The sequence below is a fragment of the Leyella stercorea genome (assembly GCF_021531355.1).
Taxonomy (GTDB): domain Bacteria; phylum Bacteroidota; class Bacteroidia; order Bacteroidales; family Bacteroidaceae; genus Prevotella.
The window spans coordinates 1-1,443 of the sequence record NZ_JADYTS010000156.1; the positions used below are offsets into that span (position 1 = coordinate 1).

At 44.8% G+C, this 1,443-nt stretch carries 1 protein-coding gene; it reads right to left on the bottom strand.

Going from position 1 to position 1,443, the window contains the following annotated elements; translation table 11 throughout:
- Window positions 1-99 precede the first annotated feature (99 nt).
- Window positions 100-1,335, bottom strand: a complete 1,236-nt coding sequence (locus I6E38_RS14755) for an IS4 family transposase (RefSeq protein WP_235394693.1) — start codon at window positions 1,333-1,335, stop codon at window positions 100-102.
- Window positions 1,336-1,443: the final 108 nt, after the last annotated feature.

The following is a 1,443-nucleotide window of genomic DNA, read 5'->3' on the forward strand; positions in this document are numbered from 1 at the left end:
AATTATTGCTGTCCGGTAAAACACCAAAGAGCATAAAAATCCTCCCCGAAGCCCCGTAAAATAGGACTTCGGGGGCTATTTTTTCAAAAGTAAGCCCCCTTAATCGAAAAGACTTGGTTCTGGTGGTGCTTTTTGCTTCTCCTTTGCAAGGAAATCATTCCAGGTTTTCTCTGGATTTTCCATGAATTCGATAAAATCGACGTAGTACATGAGCATAAGTCGTACCATGGTAACAACCTGCGAGAATGCACAGTGCCTCTTGATGCTTCTTGACAGAACTGTTATCAGCAGATTTGCAATCAAGACTACCCATGTCTGTATTTGTATGGCGTTGACGCTGTCCCCATAGAAGAAATGAAGCGGAAAATTTTGTTTTAGCTGTTTGTATAGCGACTCGATGGCCCATCTGAGGCGATAAATTTCAGAAATGTCCTCAAACGTGAACTCAAAGTTGTTGGTCAACAGCACAACCGGCTTCTTTGTCTCGTAAAATATCTCCACCCTACGTGCCTCATGGGTGAGTTCACCTCTTGTAAAAAGCACTTTCTTGTCTATGTGCGTCACCAGTCCCTGCGGGTTGACGTAAGTAATGGATTCAAGTTCCTCGTACTTAAGGTTTTTCTTCATTTTGGTCACGTAGCACACGCCTTCTTCGGTAAGACGTTGGAATTGTGCGATGTCGACGTAACCACGATCCATCGCCAAAGTGGAATCTTTTGGCAAATGCACCTCCTTCAGCAGGTAATGATCGTGTTTTGCGGCGGATGTGAGCTGCACCACCATCGGCACGCCGACATGATACTTCATTACCGTATGTACTTTCATGCCGCCTTTTTTCTTGCCTGATTTCGGGTGCCGCCCGACACCTTTGAGTATGTTGTCAAAGAGCGTTATTGTGGTGGAATCCATCATGTAAAGCAACTTCTCCCAGTCTTTAGGCTCGTGAGTCTGCCCCTTATAGCACTTGGAGGGGCGGCTGTCCGCTAAAAATTTGGCATACTTCTCCAAAAGATACGCATAAACACTTGCAAAGAACTCCTGAGGACGGCGTATATTGGCCTCCGCAAGCGTGCTGCGACGAACCAGATAGTTCATTCCGAGGTGTCCGAGCTTGTGAGCCTCCGCCTTCATGCCTATCTCAAGTTCGCGAAGAGAATCAAAGTGTTTGAGTATGCCGAACAGCATTACCACAAGATGTTGGTAGCCGTCAAAACGCTTCACGTAAGCCTCGCTTCCTTTCGTTTCGCGACTTATTTGAAGAATCTTCTCTTTGTCGAGTAACTTTAACACTTGACTATAGACCGGCTGTCCGGTAAAATGACTATCTTTGCTCATGGTTATATATTTTTTAGCAAAACAAAGATAACCAAAAGGGCTGATACCTCGTGAGAAGTGTCAGCCCTAATTTATTTTGTTTGAAAAAGTTTTACCGGACAGCAATAA